Genomic DNA, 16358 nt, shown 5'->3' with positions numbered 1-16358 from the left:
GGCCTTCACCATTCGGGCCGCTGGCAATGTACCGGCAGCCCTCCCAATCCGATCATCAGGAAGTACTGCATGCTGAAAGCTCTGTTGAGGGTCAAGCCGGTCGAACCGGCCGGGCACGTCGATGCCGGCGAACCCATCGAAGGCAGCCTGGACGGCGAAGCCACGTTGAAACGGACCCTCACGGCGAAACACCTCATCATGCTTGGCATTGGTGCGGTGATCGGCGCAGGTATTTTCGTGCTCACCGGCCAGGCCGCGGCCAACCACGCCGGTCCGGCGGTGATGCTGTCGTTCGTGTTCGCCGGGATCGCCTGCGCGCTGGCGGGCCTGTGCTACGCCGAGTTCGCCGCGATGATGCCGGTCTCCGGCAGCGCCTATTCCTACTCCTATGCCACCCTCGGCGAGGGCATGGCCTGGTTCATCGGCTGGTGCCTGGTGCTGGAGTACCTGTTCGCCTCGGCCTCGGTCGCGGTGGGCTGGTCGGCGTACCTGATCAGCTTCATCACCACCACGCTGCACATGCCGTTCCCGGACGCGCTGAGTGCGGCGCCGATCGCCTGGAACGGGCACGAGTTCGCCGCCTCCGGCAAGCTGTTCAATCTGCCGGCGGTACTGATCGTGGCGGCGGTGACCGGCCTGCTGTACGTGGGCGTGACCCAGTCCGCGTTCGTCAACGCGATCATTGTGGCCATCAAGGTGTTCGTGATCTGCCTGTTCGTGGGCATCGGCGCGGCCCACGTGGACCCGGCCAACTGGCATCCGTTCATCCCGGAAAACACCGGCGTGTCCGGCGAGTTCGGCTGGAGTGGCGTGTTCCGCGCGGCCACCATCGTGTTCTTCGCCTACATCGGCTTCGATGCGGTCTCCACCGCCGCCGGTGAAACCAAGGACCCGCAGCGCAACATGCCGATCGGCCTGCTCGGCTCGCTGGCGGTCTGCACCATCGTCTACATCATCGTCTGCGCGGTGCTGACCGGCATGCTGCCGTACCACCTGCTGGGCACCGACAAGCCGGTGGCCACCGCACTGGAAGCCTACCCGAGCCTGTCCTGGCTGAAGACCGCCGTGGAAATCGGCGCGATCGCCGGCCTGTCCTCGGTGGTGCTGGTGATGATGATGGGCCAGACCCGCATCGCCTACACCATCTCGCGCGATGGCCTGCTGCCGAAGGTGTTCGGCAAGGTCCACAAGCGCTTCCGCACGCCGTACTGGGCCACGATCGTGGTCGGCGTGATCGCCGCCTCGCTGGCCGGCATGGTGCCGCTGAACGTGCTCGGCGAGCTGGTGTCAATGGGTACCCTGCTGGCCTTCGCCACGGTCTGCGTGGGCGTGCTGATCCTGCGCTACACCCGCCCGGAGCTGCACCGCCCGTTCCGCGTGCCGCTGGTGTGGGTGATCTGCCCGCTGGGTGCGCTGTCGTGCCTGTTCCTGTTCTGGCAGGCGTTCGTGGTGCACTGGCACCTGTTCGTGGGTTGGACCGTGCTGGGCCTGCTGATCTACTTCGGCTACGGCATGCGCCACAGCAAGCTGGCCAAGTCGCCCTGATCCTCCCGACGGGCCGGCTCCTGCGCCGGCCCGTCGATATCCGCAAGCATTTCCGCCCTCGCCCGTTCACGGGGCGCACCGCACAAGACCACCACACATGTTCAAGCAACTGTGGGCCACCAAGCACCCGCACGCCGCCCACGAAGACGCCAACGGCCTCAGCCTGCGTCGCCACCTCGGCCCTTGGGGTCTGACCGCACTCGGCATCGGCGCGGTGATCGGCGGCGGCATCTTCGTCATCACCGGCCAGGCCGCCGCCAACCACGCCGGCCCGGCCATCATGCTGTCGTTCGTGCTGGCCGCGATCTGCTGCGCCTTCTGCGCCCTGGCCTATGCCGAGTTCGCGGCGATGGTGCCGGTCTCCGGCAGCGCCTATACCTATACCTACGCCACCTTCGGCGAGCTCTCGGCCTGGTTCATCGGCTGGATGCTGGTGCTCGAGTACGGCGTATCCGCCTCGGCCGTGGCGGTCAGCTGGACCGGCTATTTCCTCAGCCTGCTCAGCCATTTCGACATCCATCTACCGGCTGCGCTGGTCAGCGCCCCGTTGGACGCGCAGCTGCGCCCCACCGGCGCCATCGCCAACATCCCTGCCGCAATCCTGGTGCTGCTGCTGACCTGGCTGTGCTACGTCGGCATCAGCAAGTCGTCGGCGATGAACATGGCCATGGTCATCCTCAAGACCGGCCTGATCGTGCTGGTGATCGTGGTCGGCTGGAAATACGTGGACACCAGCAACTGGACCCCGTTCATCCCGGCCAACGAAGGCCCCGGCAAGTACGGCATGGAAGGCGTGCTGCGCGGTGCGGCGATGGTGTTCTTCGCCTACATCGGCTTCGAAGCGGTATCGGTGGCAGCGCAGGAATCACACAAGCCGCAGCGCGACATGCCGATCGGCATGATGCTGTCGCTGGTGATCTGCACGGTGCTGTACATCGCGATGGCTGCGGTCATGACCGGCCTGGTGCCCTACCAGCTGCTGGGCACCGATGAGCCGGTGGTGACCGCCGTGGCCGCGCATCCGCAGCTGGGCTGGTTGCGGGTGGTGGTCGAGATCGGTGCGCTGATCGGCCTGTCGTCGGTGGTGCTGGTGATGATCATCGGCCAGCCGCGCATCTTCATGATCATGGGTCGCGACGGCCTGCTGCCGCCGGTGTTCACCAAGATCCACCCGAAGTACCGCACGCCGCATATCAACACGGTCATCACCGGCATCGGCATCGCCCTGCTGGCGGCGCTGTTCCCGTTGGACATCCTCGGTGAACTGACCTCGATGGGCACGCTGATCGCCTTCGCCGCGGTCTGTGCCGGTGTACTGATCCTGCGCCGCACGCAGCCGGACCTGCCGCGTCCGTTCCGCATCCGGGGCGCGTGGTTGATCTGCAGCCTGGGCGTGCTGAGCTGCCTGGCGCTGCTGTCGGCGATGACGCTGCACAACTGGATGTTGATGGGCGTGTGGACGTTTGTCGGCTTCGTGATCTATTTCTTCTACGGGTTCAAGCACAGCCGCCTGCGGGGGAAGTGAGGTTTTCTGCATTGCAGGGCCTGCGGCCCTGCACCTGCCTTTGAAGCCAGAGCAACGGCACCGGCGGCTCTGAGGGTTTGACGGGGAGGGGTGAGATTGCGGGGGACGCTGCAAGTACGTCCCTGTAAGCTCGGTCGCCGCATCCATGCGGCTCACGCCCCCGCAACCTCCCCCCTCCCCGCCTTCGACAGGTCCACGCAGCTGTCGGTAGATCCACGCCATGCGTGGATGAAGCGTTCCCGGAAATGAATGCTCGGGGACGAATCTGCTGTAGAGCGGAGCCATGCTCCGCTCCGAGCAAGCGCAGCGAAGCGATCCGCTTTCGCTTTTCCTTCTTCACTCCGTGGCTGGCCGCCCGCAGGAACCTGTCAGGGGTGGGGCGGGTGGGGCGTGCAGGGGCCTTGGCGCCATGGATGGCGCCATCGAGCTTACAGGGACGTACTTGCAGCGTCCCCTGCACGGCCCACCTGCCCCGCCCACCCCATGAACCGCTCTACGCGACCAGCCACGAGGGGCTCAGCCGTTGGCCGAATCCAGTAAAATCGCCCCCATGAACGCCCCCACCTTCCCCTACGACACCGCGCGCCTGAGCGAACTGGCCCAGCTGCTGATCGACAACGTCCGCGAACTGGCCCAGGCCGGCTGGACCCCGGCCACCAGCAGCAACTTCTCCCACCGCCTGGATGACCGCCACGCCGCGATCACCGTGTCCGGCAAGGACAAGGGCCGGCTGATCGAAGACGACATCATGGTGGTGGACTTCGATGGCAAGGCCGTCGGCCGCCCGCTGCGCCCCTCCGCCGAAACCCTGCTGCATACCCAGCTGTATCGCCGTTTCCCGGAGATCGGCTGCGTGCTGCATACCCATTCGCCGGTGCAGACCATCGCCTCGCGCCTGTATGCGCCGCAGGGGCATATCCGGGTGGAGGGCTACGAACTGCTGAAGGCCTTCGCCGGCAACAGCACCCACGAGATGGCCATCGACATCCCCGTGTTTGCCAACACCCAGGACATGGACGTGCTGTCGGCCCAGGTCGACGCCCTGCTCGACACGCAGACCCTGTGGGGCTACCTGATCGACGGCCACGGCCTGTACGCCTGGGGCCGCGACATGGCCGAAGCGCGCCGGCACATGGAAGCGTTCGAGTTCCTGCTGCATTGCGAGCTGGAGCTGCGCAAGCTGCGCCGCTGACGTTTCCGGTAAGGCCAGATGCCATTCTGGAATCTGGCCATCGACGCCACCCTGCTACCCTGTCCTCCCCCCGAGACGTTCAAGCTGCCGCCATGAGCCGACTGCGCATCTACGACGATACCCACCCCGAATCGCCGCTGCTGGATACCCAGGACGGCGCGATCATCGCTGCCGAACTGCAGAAGATCGGCGTCACCTTTGAACGCTGGCAGGCCACCGCGCCGGTCGCCCCGGGCGCAAGCCAGGACGAGGTGTTTGCCGCCTACCGCGCCGACATCGACCGCCTGGTCGCCGAGCGCGGCTTCAAGAGCGTGGACGTGGCCTCGATCGCGCCGGACAACCCGAACCGCGCCGAGCTGAGGAAGAAGTTCCTCGACGAACACTTCCACAAGGAAGACGAAGTGCGCTTCTTCGTCGCCGGCTCGGGCCTGTTCACCCTGCACGTGGGCGACAAGGTCTACGAGATCGAGTGCGTGAAGGATGACCTGATCGCCGTGCCCGACGGCACCACCCACTGGTTCGACATGGGCGATGAGCCGAGCTTCGTGGCGATCCGCTTCTTCACCGAGCCGGATGGCTGGGTCGGTCACTTCACCGGCACCGACATCGCGCAGAAATTCCCCCGTTACATTCCGACCCAGGCGTCCTGATCAATGCAGCCCCGCGTCATCCTGACCGACATCGAAGGCACCACCAGCAGCATCTCGTTCGTCAAGAACGTGCTGTTCCCGTACGCACGCCAGGCGCTGCCCGGCTTCGTCGCCGAACATGGCCAGCAGCCGGAGGTGCGTCGCTGGCTGGACGCCGTCGCCACCGAGATCGGCGGCGCCTGCCAGGACAGCCTGGTGGCCGAGACGCTGCAGGGCTGGATCGACCAGGACCGCAAGCACACCGCGCTGAAGGCCCTGCAGGGGCTGATCTGGGATGCGGGCTACCGTCGTGGCGACTACACCGCGCACTTCTACCCGGAAGTAGCGCCGGTGCTGAAGGGGTGGCACGCTTCGGGCCTGCCGCTGTATGTGTACTCCTCCGGTTCGGTGCCGGCGCAGAAGCTGTTCTTCGGCTTCAGCGATGCCGGTGACCTCAGTCCGCTGGTGTCGGGCTGGTTCGATACCGAAGTCGGTGGCAAGCGCGAGGCCGACAGCTATCGCCACATCGTGCAGGCCATCGGCGTTCCCGCTGGCGAGATTCTGTTCCTGTCCGACGTCGTCGAGGAACTGGACGCCGCTCGCGAAGCCGGCCTGCAGACACGCCTGATCGATCGCCTGGAGGACTACCCGATGCCGCGCATCGGCGCAGCCGCCAACGGCCATGATCGCGTCGAGAACTTCCAGCAGATCCAACTGTAAGCGCGGCCCGCCGATGGGCTCTGCGGCATCGGCTACCGGGTACCGCTCCTGGTAGATGCCAACCTTGGTTGGCATACGGCCGATGTGTCAACCAAGGTTGACACCTACCAGAACGTGGTTCAGCCACCCTCAACGATCGTTGAGGGTGCGCACCTTCAACGCCTCACGCAGCGCAGTCAGATCCACCGGGCCACGCACGGCGATGTCACGGGTTTCGCCCGGCAGCAGGTCCAGCAGATTGTCTTCCACCTGCACGTCGAGCGCGCCGAAATCGATCCAGACCGCGCGCACCAGCGCTGCGCTCTGCAGCCGCAGGCGGTAGTGGTCACCGTCGATCGTCAGGGTTGATTTCAGCTGCTGGCGTGGCAGCACCTGATCCTTAGCTTCGACGAACCCAACGACCTGCTGCGCCGTCACCCTGCCGCCCTGCAGCAGCTCGAACACCGCCACCGTCCGCGCCGGATCGGCGCCGGCCAGCAGTTCGGCATCCACGTAATTGCCGATATCGGTCACCCCGGCAGCGACCAGCGTCACCGCCTGCTCGCGACGGCGCAGTACCTTGCCTTCCACGTCCATCACCCGCAGGCGCCACCGCGCATCCAACGGCGCGGCCTGGTCATTGATCAGGCGCACGCGTGTCCTGCCCTCATCGCGCAGCGCGACCACGGTGACCGGCGCGAAGAAGCGGCGCGCGGCAAAGTGCAGCGCCTTCCAGCGGCCGAAGTAGTCCACGCTCGACCACGACGCACCTGGCCAGACGTCGTTGAGCTGCCAGTACAGTGAGCCCATCGTGTACGGCCGCGAAGCGCGATGGTGCAACGCCGCCAGGGCGATGCCATCGGCCTGCATCACCTGGCTCAGATAGACGAAGTCCTCGAAGTCCTTCGGCGTGCCGTAGCCCAGCTCGATGTAGTGCAGCAGGCGCGTATTGCCCTCGCCGGCCATGAATTTCTGATGCGCACGGATCACCGGACTGTCGATGCGCTGCTCCGCACGGGTAGCGATCTGGTCCACCGTCGCCACTGCAGGCCAGGCCTGCAGGCCGTACTCGGACATGAAGCGCGGGGTCTCGCGCAGATAGGCCTGCACCGGCAATGCCGGATTGCCCCACACCTGCCAGTAGTGCTTGTCACCGCGGGTGGAGTCGTTGGCCTTCTCGTCCAGATCGTTGCTCGGCGAGCTGGACCAGTACGGCACGCCCAGCCCGTCTTCGCTCACCACCTGGCGCAGGTCGTTGCCGAACAGGTCAACGTAACCCTGCCAGACCTTCGCTGCAAACGCCGGATCTGCGGCCTTCAGGTCGCGGCCGTGGCCCCAATCCTTCCATGCTGTTTCTTCTTCGTTGTTGCCACACCACAGCACGATGCTGGGATGGTGCCGCAGCCGGCGCACGTTGTCGCGCGCCTCGGCGACCACGCTGGCGCGGAATGCCGGGTCGTAACCCGGCTGCATGCCACCGCCAAACATGAAGTCCTGCCAGACCAGCAGGCCCAGTTCGTCGGCGATATCGAAGAACGCATCGTCTTCGTAGTAACCACCACCCCAGTTGCGCAGCATGTTCATGTTGGCATCGCGCGCGGCGACCAGTACCTGGCGCAGTCGCGCAGCATCAACACGCGCAGGGAAGGCATCGAACGGGATCACGTTCGCGCCCTTGGCGAAGATCGGCACACCATTGATCACGAAGGCGAAGCCCTGCCCTCCCTTGTCGTCCTGCTCGCGGCGCAGCTCGACCGTGCGCAGACCGATACGCTGCTCGCGCTTCAACGTGGAATCGACACCACCGTCGAGCGAGGCCATTACGGTGTAGCGGTCCTGCGCACCATGGCCGACCGGCCACCAGCGCCGCGGCTTGGCCAGTTCAACCGGCACCTCCACGCTGTTCTGGCTGGGCTTCAGCTCGACCGTGCGCTGCACCCGTGCAACGCTGCGGCCATCGGGATCACGCACCTCAACGTCTACCGCCACCGGACCGGCGACCGCGCCCTGCTCCATCTGCAGCACCACGGCCAGCCTGGCCTTGCCTGCATCAAGCGCATCGGTGCGTACGGCCAGGTCGGTCAACCGATGCGCGCCCCATGCCTGCAGGTCAACGCCGCGCCAGACCCCAGCCGTCACGTAGCGCGGGCCCCAGTCCCAGCCGAAGTGGTAGGCCGGCTTGCGCGCGAAGTTGCCGACCATCGCGTCCTTGGGTTCATCGCCGTACGGCGAAGGATAATTGCCTGCGATTTTGTGCGGCATCGCCTGCACGCCCGGCAGCAGCGTGCGGATCGGCGAACGGAACACGATCTGAAGCTCATTGCCCTTCGCTCGCAGGCGACCTTCGACGCGGGCGCGCCAGGTGCGGTGGGCATTGTCGGCACGCAGCAGCGGCTTGCCGTTGAGCTTCACCTCGGCATAGGTATCCAGGCCATCGAAGCGCAGCTCGGCGTTGGGCCTGGCCAAGGTGACGGCGTCCACATCAAAACGGGCGCGGTACTCCCAGTCAGCCAGGCCGATCCACTGCAGCTCGGCTTCGGGCGCACCGACGTAGGGATCGCGGATCAGCTCGTGCGCCAGCAGATCGGTATGCACGCTGCCCGGCACCGTGGCCGCGCGCCACTGCTGCAGGCCCGGATGCGCCGCGCCCTGCGCGTCGCCGGGCAGCAGGCGGAATTCCCATTGCGCCTGCAGCGGTGCGGCGGTTGCAGGGAATGTGGTCGCCGCGATCAGCAGCAGGAGAAGACGGACAACGAGGGGAAGGCGATGCACGTGCGGACTCCTGTTGTTTTTGCCAGGCGTGGCCTGGCACTACTGCATTCGGACGATGTTCAACGAACGACGTTCAACACTTCGTAGCAGGCGCCCATGGTGTGGTAATCGACCTTGCCAGCCGGGCTCTTCTCGTCGCTGTACTTGCGGTTGTCTGCGTCGAGGATACGGAACCACGCGCCGTACTGATGGTCGACGAAGTGCTCCCACGAGTACGCCCAGATACGGTCGTACCACTGCCAATAGCGCTCATCGCCGGTGCGCTTGGCCATCAGTGCAGCGGTGGCGAGGGTCTCGGCCTGCACCCAGAAGTACTTGTCGTCGTCGCAGACGAAGCTGTCGCCGCCGATCGGCGCGCCGTCCATGCCGGGCTGGCGGCGCGACTCCGGTGCGAAGCCGTAGTACAGGCCGCCGCGCGCCTCGTCCCAGCTGCGCTCCACGGCCACATCGAACAGATGCTGCGCGGTCGGCAGCAGCCAGTCGGCCTGCACGTGGCGGTCCAGGATCAGCAGCAGCTTGGCCCACTCGGTCTGGTGCCCCGGTTGGAAGCCCCATGGCCGGAACAGATGCTTGGGATCGTCCAGGTTGTAGTCCCAGTCGATGTTCCAGTTGACGCCGTAGTGCTCCCAGACCAGACCGCCGGCCTTGGCCGCCTGGCGGCGGGTCATGTTGTCGGCCAGCTGCAGCGCGCGCTCGACATAGCGCTGCTCGCCACTGGCCTCGAATGCAGCCAGCATCGCCTCGCACATGTGCATGTTGGCGTTCTGGCCACGGTAACCGGTGAAGTTCCACTGGCCGTCGGCCTCGTCCCTGTACAGGCCGTGCTCCGCTTCCCAGAAGCGCGCTTCCAACAGCTGCCAGGTCTCATCCATCCACGTGCGGGCTTCTTCGATACCCGCTTTCAATGCACAGCTGTAGGCCAGCAGCACGAAGGCCACGCCGTAGCAGTGGTTCATGTCATCCTCGACCACGCCATCGCGCAGGGTCCAGGCGTAGCCGCCCGTAGCCGGGTTGCGATGCACCTCGCGCAGGTAGCGCACGCCGTGCTCGACCGCATCGCGGTACTCGGCATTGCCGAATTCGCGGTAAGCCATGGCGTAGTTGAAGACGAAACGGGTGCTGCTCACCAGGTGGCGATGGCTGGCATCGTAGATGCTGCCGTCGTCACGGAAGTAGTGGAAGAAGCCGCCCTTCGGGTCGATGCAGCGCGGGTGGTAGAACGCCATGGTGTCGGAGATGTGCGCGCGCAGGAAGGCCGGGGAACGGAAATCAGGCGAGGTGCTCATGCGGGAAGATCCTGTGCCTGCAGCAATTGCTGCACTTCATCGAACGAGGGCATCGCAGCGAACGCGCCCTTCCGTGTCACCGCCAGTGCGCCAACGGCGGCGCCGAAGCGCAGCGTGGCGGCGATCGCCTGCGGGTCCTGGCAGAACGCGGCAAAACCCGCACCCGCCCCACCCCGCTCCAGCAGCCCGACCAGCACGCCACCAACAAAGGCATCACCGGCGGCGGTGGTGTCCACGGTGGGCACGCGGAAACTGGTGACCTTGCCCTGCGTCTCGCGGGTGTACCAATGCAGCGTGGCGGCGCCGTCGGTGATGATCACCCAGCGTGCCTGCGCGGCCAGCAGGCGCCGCAGCACCAGCGCCTCGCCGTCATCGCCAAGCGGTGCCGCCAGGTACTCCAGTTCCTCGCGCGACAGCTTGACCAGGTCGGCGCGTTCCAGCGCCTGCCACAGCCGCGGTGTCGGGTCGACATCGGCCGGCCAAAGCGCCGGACGCAGGTTGAGATCCAGGCTGACCACCGCACCGGCCGTGCGTGCGCGGTCCATGCCGGCGAACGTCGCTTCGGCGATGTCCGCTTCGGTCAGGCTGTTGGAACAGACATGGAAGCACTGCGCGCCATCGAAGCAGCCTGCCTGGAAGTCGCTGTCACGGAACAGCAGGTCGGCGGCAGGCGGACGGTAGAAGCTGAAGCTGCGCTCGCCGCCCGCGTCCAGCGCCACGAAGGCCAGCGCGGTCTTGGCCGCGTCGGTGCGCACGATGTAGTCGGTGCCGACGCCGTGTTCGCTCAGGCTCTCCGCCAGGAAGTCGCCGAACATGTCGCGGCCGAGCATGCCGACGAACTGGGTCTTCGCGCCCAGCCGTGCGGCGGCCACCGCGACGTTGGCCGGTGCACCGCCTGCGTACTGCAGGAACGCGCGCGGTGTATCGGCCGAGGCCGGTGGCTGCGCTAGTAGATCGATCAAAATTTCGCCGAAGCAGACGATGGAACCCATTTTCGACTCAGCCTCCCTGCGTGCCGGCAGCCGGCGCGCGGGCGCCGACCAGTCCGTAGAAAATGATGTAGCCGTAGCACAGCAGCGGCAGGATGAAGCTGGCCTGCACGCCGACGTGGTCGGCCAGAACGCCCTGCAGGTAAGGCACCACGGCGCCACCGACGATGGCCATGATCAGCAGGCTCGAGCCCTTGCTGGTCAGCGGGCCCAGACGCTCGATGCTGAGCGCGAAGATAGTGGGGAACATGATCGAATTGAACAGGCCGATCGCTACCACCGAGTACAGCGCGACATTGCCGGAGGTCATCATGGTCAGCGTCAGCAGGCCGACATTGACCAGCGCGAAGATCGCCAGCAGTCGGCTCGGCGAGAAGCGCGCCAGCAGTGCCGAACCTGCGAAGCGACCGATCATCGCCATCGTCCAGTAGGCCGACACATAGTGGGTGGCTTCCTGCTCGCTGAAGCCGCCGATGGTGGGCATCGACAGGTAGTTGACCAGGAAGCTGCCGATCGACACTTCAGCGCCGACGTAGAAGAAGATGCCGAGCACACCCAGCAGCAGATGGCGCTTGCGCAGCGCGTCCAGGTAGCTGTGCTGATGACCCTCGTCAGCCTGCTCGGTGGTGTCGTTCAGCGCCGGCAGGCGGAACAGGAATACGAACAGGGCCAGCAGCACCAGCGCAATGGCCAGGCCCACGTAGGGGCCCTGCACTGCGTGCGCCTCGGCGGTACGGTAGGCCAGCTGTTCGGCGGCCGGCAGTGCAGCAATCTGCTCACCGCTCATGGCCGTGTTGGACAGGATCAGCATGCCGCCGAAGATCGGCGCGATGGCCGTACCCAGCGAGTTCAACGCCTGCGCCAGGGTCAGGCGGCTGGAGCTGGTCTGCTCAGGGCCAAGCAGCGCCACATACGGGTTGGCCGCGACCTGCAGCACGGTGATGCCGGTGGCCAGCACGAACAACGCACCGAGGAAGGCGCCATAGACGCGCAGCTCAGCGGCCGGCCAGAAGCCCAGCGCGCCAATGCCGGCGATCACCAGACCGGCCACGATGCCCTTCTTGTAACCCAGCGCTGCCACCAGCCGCCCGGCCGGCAACGACATCAGGAAGTAGGTGCCGAAGAAAGTGAACTGCACCAGCATCGCCTTGGCGTAGTTCAGTTCGAACACCGCCTTCAGATGCGGAATCAGGATGTCGTTGAGGCAGGTCAGGAAGCCCCACATGAAGAAGATGGTGGTGACCACGGCCAGCGCCTTGCCGTTGGTGACGGCAGGCTGGTTGCCCGGGGAACCCGATGGGCGGGGCGTTGCGGAGATCGGCATGCGGTACGCGCCTCGATGCGCGAAAGGTCGTTGGTGCGTGGAAGGGTGCAATCAGTTCAGCAGCAGAGCATCAGTTCGGACGTGCGGCACTGCTTTCGCGGATGCGCAACTGTACCGGGGCGACCGTGCGCCGTGGTGGCGCATCCGGTTCCTCCAGCCGCTGCAGCAGCAGGGACGCCGCCTGCCGGCCGCGCTCGCGAGGATCGGCGGTCAAGGTGGTCAGCGGCGGCACGGCGACCGACGCTTCGGAAATATCATCAAAGCCGGTCACCGCGAAGTCACCGCCGGGGCGGATGCCGCGCGAGTTCAGGCCCAGCATCAGCCCCAGCGCGACGGTGTCGTTGTAGCAGACCGCCGCGCTCGGCCGATGGCCGTCGACGAACAGTTCGTCGGTGCGCGCGGCCGCTTCCAGACGGTTGGGTGCCGATTCGATCATCCAGCCCGGCGGCAGCGCCAGCCCGGCTTCGGCCAGTGCCTGCTGGAAACCCGCGCGGCGCTGGTGGCAGGAACTCGATGCGGCGTGGCCACCGAAGAACGCGATCTGGCGATGGCCGCGCTCGATCAGGTGGCGGGTGGCCAGGTAGGCGCCATGCTGGTTGTCCAGGGTCAGGAAGTCCCACTCGGCGCCGTCCAGTTCGCGGTTGAACAGCAATACGTTGGCATTGGCACCCAGCGCCTGCCGCAGCAGCGTGGCATCGCTGCCTTCGGCCGGTGACAGGATCAGGCCCGCAGGCGTGTGTTCCATCAACGTGGACAGCACCGCCTGCTGGCGCTCGGGTGACTCGCCGGTACTGCCGAGCAGGGTCACGTAGCCACGCCCACCCAGCGCTTCATCCACACCGGAGGCGAATTCGGCGAAGAACGGGTTGGACAGATCGTTGATCACCAGCGCGATGCTGGACGATGTGCGTCGCCGCAGGTTCGCTGCAGCACGGTTGTAGACGTAGCGCTGGCGCCGCAGCTCGGCCTCCACCCGGGCGCGGGTATCGACGTTGACCAGCGGGCTGCCGCGCAGCACCAGCGACACGGTCGCGCGCGAAACGCCGATGGCACGGGCGATGTCGGTCACCGTCACCGCCTTGCCGGAACGCTTGCTGGAACTGCCGCCGTTGTCGTTCATCGTCTTCCCGCACTCCGATGGATGCTCAAGCCTAATGGATCGCGGCCCTGTCGTGCCGTGCCGTTCGCTGGGTTGCCTCGAACGGCACAGCCCGGCTCAGTGCAGCTGGCTGCCTGGTGCCGCACACCAGGACACCGGCAGATCCTTCACCGCCGTGCCCCAGCCCTGCGTCGGCGCCGTGCCGTCAAGCGCGAAGCGCAGCTTCGGGCCCTGCTGCAGCTGGTTCCAGCCCAGCCATACCGGCGCATGTGCCTGGCCATCAACCTGCACGCCCTGCACGTACTGCAGGCGGCGGCCATCGGCGCCTGGCGCCTCGATGCGCAGGGTGCGGCCATTGCCCAGCTCGACCTCGACCTTGGCAAAGCGCGGCGTGTGCAGCAGGAACTCGCCGCTGCCCGGCACCGCCGGGTACACGCCGATCGCACTGAACAGGTACCAGGCCGACATCGTGCCGAGGTCGTCGTTGCCGGTCACACCGTTGGGTGCATTGGTGAACAGCTGCTGCGCCGCACGCACCACCGCGGCGGTCTTCCACGGCTGGCCGATCAGCGTATACAGCCACGGCGAATGCAGGTCGGGCTCGTTGTTGGGGTTGTAGCGGAACTGGTTGTAGTAGCTGTACGGGCCGACCACCCATTCCTTGCGGGCGGCATTGAGCGGGTCGGCCTGCAGCGCATCCATCGCGAAGAAGGCATCGAGGCGGCGGCCGGCCTGTTCGCGGCCGTCCATCGCTTCGACCAGGCCCGGCACGTCCTGCTGCGCCAGCCACTGGTACTGCCAAGCCGTGCCTTCATGGAAACCATGGTGCGAGCGCGGGCTGTAGTGGCCATCGGCCGGGGTGTACCACTGGCCATCCTCGGTACGCGGACGCGGGAAACCGGTGAAGCCGGTCTCGGCATCACGCACCTGCGGGTCCCACACCTTGCGCCAGTTGCGACCGCGCTCACGCAGCGTCGCCGCGTCCTGCGCATGGCCGAGGCCATCGGCCATCTGCGAAAGCGCACAGTCGGCCAGCGCGTATTCCAAGGTAGCCGAACCACCGTGGTGCGGATCAACGTCCATGCCCTTGGACGGGAACGCGCGGTCGTAGACCACGTAGCCCTTGTCCAGATAGGTTGGATTGCCGGAACGGCCGGCCATGCGCGAGTTCAGCGGCGGCGTGCCGAAGGCATTGCGGCGCAGCGCGTCCCATGCCTGCGATTCACGGCCTTTGAGCGCACCGAAGCGCCACAGGTCGACCATGAACGGGGTGACCGGATCACCGGTCATGATGTTGGTCTCGAAGTTGGCATAGCCCCAGCGCGGCAACCAGCCACCCTGCTCGTCGATCGCCAGCAGAGTACGGCCGATGTCGCGCGCCACGTCCGGACGGGTCAGTGCCAGCCACTGGTTCTGCGCACGGTAGGTATCCCACAGCGAGAAGTACTCGTAGTAGGTCCAGCCATCGGCGCGATGGATGCCATCGTCATAGCCACGGTAGCGGCCATCGGCATCGTTGCCGGTCATCGGCTGCAGCAGTGCGTGATAGACCGCGCTGTAGAACACGGTGCGATCGTCGGCAGTGCCGCCCTGCACACGCACGCGTGCCAGCTGCTCACGCCACGATTGCTGCGACAGCGCGCGCATGCGTTCGAAGCCGAGCAGCGCCCCGCCCTGCATGCCCTCGGCGCGCAGGTTGTTGCGCGCACCTTCGGCGTCCACATGCGAAATCGCGCTGACGGCAGTAACCGACTTGCCCTTGCCCAGGTCGAAGCTGAGCCACGCGCCATTCGGCTTCTGCTCGCCTTCCATGCTGTGGCGCGCGCCCGGCAGGCCACCGCCCTCGCCCCAGGTGCCATGCGCCTTGAACGGACGGTCGAATTCGATACGGAACCAGGTGGTGTACTGATGGCCACCACAGAAGCTCTTGGTGACCAGCTTGCCTTCGACCACGCGGTCACCCACCACGTCGACCACGCTGCCGATCACCGAGTGGCGCTCGTTGGCCTGACCGACATTGACCAGCACGTGACCATCGCCCTTGCCCTGGCTGAAGGTGTAACGCTCGGCAGCCGCGCGGGTACGCGCCGTCGCTTCCGCATCAATGCCGCCGTAGCTGGTCAGACGCACCTTGTAGTAGCCGGCCTGGCCGATTTCGCCGTCATGGGTATAGGCCGAGGCATACGCCTTGTGGTCGAACTGCTTGGGGTTGGCGGTATCGAAGTCGCCGCGGGGACCGATGCTGCCCGTCACCGGCAGCACCGAGACCTGCCCACCCTGCTCCCAGCAACCGGCGCCGGACAGGAAGGAGTGGCCGAAGCCGCGGATCTTGTCGTCGTCGTAGCGCCAGCCCGAATAGTGGCTGCCGATCGGGCTGACCTGGATCAGGCCGAACGGCGCCGAGGCACCGGGGAAGGTGTTGCCGTCATCCTTGCTGCCGATGAAGGTGTTGACCTCGCGCTCCAGCGCGGCCGGCGCGGCCTGCAGCCAGGGCGTCACCGCGAGGGCCAACAGGCAGGCGATGCGGGCGAAGGGCCGATGGGACAGTGCCGACAGGCGGCGGTCGGGACGACGGTGGGACAACCTGGTCACGGGCAGGACTCCTTGGCGGCAGGGCGGCAGCGAAGGACCGGCCGCACAGGCCGAGCCCTCGTTTCCATCGGTATAAATCCGCACCCCGGCGGATTTAGATCGATTCAAGTAGAGCATGGGAATTTCGCCCAATGCATTCTGCGGCGCAGCATGAAGGGTTGGCTTCGGCCGGGCTGCGCCCGGCACCCGCAGAGGCAACGGCCGAAGCAACGGCAACGACAACAGCAACAGCTGCATTCCGTGGGATGGCGGGGTGGGTCCGGCTGCGGGGGACGCTGCAAGTACGTCCATGTAAGCTCGGTCGCGCCATCCATGGCGCTCACGCCCCCGCAACCGGACCCACCCCGCCTTCGACAGTTTCCCGCGATCTGCTGGAATGGCATTGGGTGCTCCTGGTGGGTGTCGACCTTGGTCGACACGGTAGATCCACGCCATGCGTGGATGCTCTTCGATGAACTATCGAAATATTCGATTTCGACGAATTTGATCCACGCAAGGCGTGGATAAGCCGTCCGTCACCAGAGATCTGTCGGGGGCGGGGCGGTGTGGGTTGGCAGGACCGTTGGCGCCATGGATGGCGCCATCGAGCCCCATGGATGGGTTTACGGCGTGTCCTGCCAACCCACACCGACCCGCCCAACCAACAGACAACCCAGAGCCGGCTGTTGCCCTTGCTGTTGCTGCTGCCTTGGCTTCGGCCTCTGCG

General features: G+C 66.2%; 11 protein-coding genes. 5 read left to right on the top strand and 6 right to left on the bottom strand.

Going from position 1 to position 16358, the window contains the following annotated elements; translation table 11 throughout:
• The first annotated feature begins 69 nt into the window (after positions 1–69).
• The 5 genes from CR156_RS07840 (at position 70) to mtnC (ending at position 5611) form a co-directional block, all read left to right on the top strand.
• Positions 70–1545: an amino acid permease gene (locus CR156_RS07840; RefSeq protein ID WP_100552420.1), complete on the top strand. Its 1476-nt coding sequence runs from the start codon at positions 70–72 to the stop codon at positions 1543–1545.
• 97 nt (positions 1546–1642) lie between these two features.
• Positions 1643–3070, top strand: a complete 1428-nt coding sequence (locus CR156_RS07835) for an amino acid permease (RefSeq protein WP_100552419.1) — start codon at positions 1643–1645, stop codon at positions 3068–3070.
• A gap of 550 nt (positions 3071–3620) precedes the next feature.
• Positions 3621–4262 carry a methylthioribulose 1-phosphate dehydratase gene (locus CR156_RS07830; RefSeq protein WP_049467062.1) on the top strand — a complete coding sequence of 214 codons (642 nt, stop codon included), beginning with the start codon at positions 3621–3623 and terminating at the stop codon, positions 4260–4262.
• A gap of 92 nt (positions 4263–4354) precedes the next feature.
• Positions 4355–4912, top strand: a complete 558-nt coding sequence (locus tag CR156_RS07825; protein WP_025874787.1) for a 1,2-dihydroxy-3-keto-5-methylthiopentene dioxygenase — start codon at positions 4355–4357, stop codon at positions 4910–4912.
• Positions 4913–4915: 3 nt separating this feature from the next.
• Entirely contained in the window at positions 4916–5611 is a 696-nt protein-coding gene (gene mtnC, locus CR156_RS07820; protein WP_100465222.1) for an acireductone synthase, read from the top strand.
• Between the two features lie 129 nt (positions 5612–5740).
• Here the strand turns inward: mtnC and CR156_RS07815 are convergent, their stop codons facing one another.
• The 6 genes from CR156_RS07815 to CR156_RS07790 all read right to left on the bottom strand — a co-directional run bounded on the left by CR156_RS07815 (position 5741) and on the right by CR156_RS07790 (position 15652).
• Positions 5741–8362, bottom strand: coding sequence for a beta-mannosidase (locus tag CR156_RS07815; RefSeq protein ID WP_100552418.1), 2622 nt, complete (start codon positions 8360–8362; stop codon positions 5741–5743).
• Between the two features lie 59 nt (positions 8363–8421).
• Positions 8422–9648 carry an AGE family epimerase/isomerase gene (locus CR156_RS07810; RefSeq protein WP_100552417.1) on the bottom strand — a complete coding sequence of 409 codons (1227 nt, stop codon included), beginning with the start codon at positions 9646–9648 and terminating at the stop codon, positions 8422–8424.
• The gene (locus CR156_RS07805; protein ID WP_100465219.1) at positions 9645–10640 is read right to left on the bottom strand and encodes a carbohydrate kinase family protein; all 996 of its coding nucleotides are present in this window, start codon (positions 10638–10640) and stop codon (positions 9645–9647) included. Before CR156_RS07805 ends, CR156_RS07810 begins: the two co-directional genes overlap by 4 nt.
• A gap of 7 nt (positions 10641–10647) precedes the next feature.
• Positions 10648–11961, bottom strand: coding sequence for an L-fucose:H+ symporter permease (gene fucP, locus CR156_RS07800; protein ID WP_100552416.1), 1314 nt, complete (start codon positions 11959–11961; stop codon positions 10648–10650).
• 70 nt (positions 11962–12031) lie between these two features.
• On the bottom strand, positions 12032–13081 hold the full coding sequence (locus CR156_RS07795; protein WP_100552415.1) for a LacI family DNA-binding transcriptional regulator: 1050 nt from the start codon (positions 13079–13081) through the stop codon (positions 12032–12034).
• 96 nt (positions 13082–13177) lie between these two features.
• On the bottom strand, positions 13178–15652 hold the full coding sequence (locus CR156_RS07790; RefSeq protein ID WP_409349545.1) for a GH92 family glycosyl hydrolase: 2475 nt from the start codon (positions 15650–15652) through the stop codon (positions 13178–13180).
• Between the last annotated feature and the right edge of the window lie 706 nt (positions 15653–16358).

The organism is Stenotrophomonas lactitubi (genome assembly GCF_002803515.1).
Classification (GTDB): domain Bacteria; phylum Pseudomonadota; class Gammaproteobacteria; order Xanthomonadales; family Xanthomonadaceae; genus Stenotrophomonas; species Stenotrophomonas lactitubi.
This window is presented reverse-complemented; position numbering and strand designations above follow the sequence as displayed.

Excerpts from the sequence above, each read along its gene's own strand:
- CR156_RS07840 (WP_100552420.1), top strand. The coding sequence starts at position 70 with ATGCTGAAAGCTCTGTTGAGGGTCAAGCCGGTCGAACCGGCCGGGCAC.
- CR156_RS07835 (WP_100552419.1), top strand. The coding sequence starts at position 1,643 with ATGTTCAAGCAACTGTGGGCCACCAAGCACCCGCACGCCGCCCACGAA.
- CR156_RS07830 (WP_049467062.1), top strand. The coding sequence starts at position 3,621 with ATGAACGCCCCCACCTTCCCCTACGACACCGCGCGCCTGAGCGAACTG.
- CR156_RS07825 (WP_025874787.1), top strand. The coding sequence starts at position 4,355 with ATGAGCCGACTGCGCATCTACGACGATACCCACCCCGAATCGCCGCTG.
- mtnC (WP_100465222.1), top strand. The coding sequence starts at position 4,916 with ATGCAGCCCCGCGTCATCCTGACCGACATCGAAGGCACCACCAGCAGC.
- CR156_RS07810 (WP_100552417.1), bottom strand. The coding sequence starts at position 9,648 with ATGAGCACCTCGCCTGATTTCCGTTCCCCGGCCTTCCTGCGCGCGCAC.
- CR156_RS07805 (WP_100465219.1), bottom strand. The coding sequence starts at position 10,640 with ATGGGTTCCATCGTCTGCTTCGGCGAAATTTTGATCGATCTACTAGCG.
- fucP (WP_100552416.1), bottom strand. The coding sequence starts at position 11,961 with ATGCCGATCTCCGCAACGCCCCGCCCATCGGGTTCCCCGGGCAACCAG.
- CR156_RS07795 (WP_100552415.1), bottom strand. The coding sequence starts at position 13,081 with ATGAACGACAACGGCGGCAGTTCCAGCAAGCGTTCCGGCAAGGCGGTG.